Below are 1,833 nucleotides of genomic sequence, written 5' to 3'. Positions count from 1 at the left end.
GCAGCGGGTCGGCCTGTCGGCCACCGTGCGGCCGGTCGAGGCGGTGGCCGGCTTCCTCGCCGGTGGCCGGACCGCGGCCGACGGCGGGCGCGAGGTGGTGGTGGTGCAGCCGCCCTCGCACAAACAGGTGCGGATCGAGGTCGTCGTCCCGGTGCCCGACCTCACCGACCTGGTGCGCCCCGGCGAGGACGTGGCGACCGACCCGGCCGACGGCCGCAGCCGCGCCTCGGTGTGGCCGCACGTCGAGGAGAAGGTGGTGGACCTGGTCGCCGAGCACCGCTCGACGTTGGTGTTCACCAACTCGCGGCGCACGGCCGAGCGGCTCACCGCACGGGTGAACGAGGTGTGGGCGACCCGGCACGGCGTGCCGCTGCCGTCACCCGGTGAGCTCGCCCCGGCGGCCGCCCCCGGGGCGTCGGGCACCGCCGTCGGCGTGGACACGCGCGACGCCAGCACCATCGTGGCCCGCGCCCACCACGGGTCCATGTCGCGGGCCGAGCGCACCCGCACCGAGTCCGAGCTCAAGGCCGGACGGCTGCCGGCCGTGGTGGCCACCAGCTCCCTGGAGCTGGGCATCGACATGGGGGCGGTCGACCTCGTCGTGCAGGTGGGTGCCGCCCCCTCGGTGGCCAGCGGGCTGCAGCGGATCGGCCGTGCCGGTCACCAGGTGGGCGCCGTCTCGCACGGGGTCGTGCTGCCGACCCACCGCGGTGAGCTCGTGGCGGCGGCCGTGGGCGCCGAGCGGATGCGCGCCGGCTCGATCGAGGCGCTGCACGTGCCGGCCAACCCGCTCGACGTGCTCGCCCAGCAGGTGGTGGCGATGGTGGCCACCGACGACTGGCCGGTGGCCGAGCTGGCCACCGTGCTGCGCCGCGCCGCACCGTTCACCACGCTCGGCGACGCGACGCTGCGCGCCGTGCTCGACATGCTCGCCGGCCGGTACCCCAGCGAGGAGTTCGCCGAGCTGCGCCCGCGGCTCGTGTGGGACCGCACCCGGGACGTGCTCACCGCCCGCCCCGGGGCGCTGCGGCTCGCCGTCACCAGCGGGGGCACCATCCCTGACCGCGGCCTGTACGGGGTGTTCCTGGCCCCCGGCAGCGGCGCCACCGACGTGCCCACCGATGCCGAGCGCACCGGCGGCCGGGTGCGCGGCGGCCGACGGGTCGGCGAGCTCGACGAGGAGATGGTCTACGAGTCGCGGGTCGGCGACACGTTCACCCTGGGCTCCTCGACCTGGCGGGTCGAGGAGATCACCCCGGACCGCGTCCTGGTGAGCCCCGCCCCCGGTGTGCCCGGTCGGCTGCCGTTCTGGAAGGGCGACTCGGCAGGCCGGCCGGCCGAGCTCGGAGCCGCGATGGGGGCCTTCGTCCGCGAGGTCGACGCCCTGGAGCCCGAGGCCGCCCGCACCCGGCTGCAGCACGCCGGCCTCGACCCGTGGGCCAGCGACAACCTGCTCGCCTACCTGGCCGAGCAACGGCTCGCGACCGGGCGGCTGCCCACCGACCGGACGATCGTGCTCGAACGGTTCCGTGACGAGCTGGGCGACTGGCGCCTCGTGCTGCACTCCCCCTACGGCGCGCGCGTGCATGCGCCGTGGGCCCTCGTCGTCGCCGCCCGGCTGCGCGAGAGGTTCGGCGTCGACGTGGCCGCGCTGCACTCCGACGACGGCATCGTGCTGCGGCTGCCCGATGTGCTCGACGCCCCCGGCCAGTGGGACGACCCGCGCCACCCGCACCGCACGTCCGACGGGCCGGGCCCGCAGGTGCAGCTCGCCGACCTGCTGCTCGACCCGGACGAGGTGGTCGGGGCGGTGCGGGCCGAGCTGGCCGGCTC

1 protein-coding gene is annotated in these 1,833 nt (G+C 76.7%); it reads left to right on the top strand.

Annotated features, from left to right (window positions below):
• Positions 1–1,833 (top strand): helicase-related protein (locus tag F2B26_RS16035; RefSeq protein ID WP_268891123.1); only part of this gene is annotated, 1,833 nt, incomplete at both ends.

Origin of the sequence: Cellulomonas citrea (assembly GCF_009829685.1) — a bacterium.
In the GTDB taxonomy this organism is placed as follows: Bacteria; Actinomycetota; Actinomycetes; order Actinomycetales; family Cellulomonadaceae; genus Cellulomonas; species Cellulomonas citrea.
Note: the sequence above shows the minus strand (reverse complement) of the source record. Positions and strands in the feature narration are given on the sequence as shown.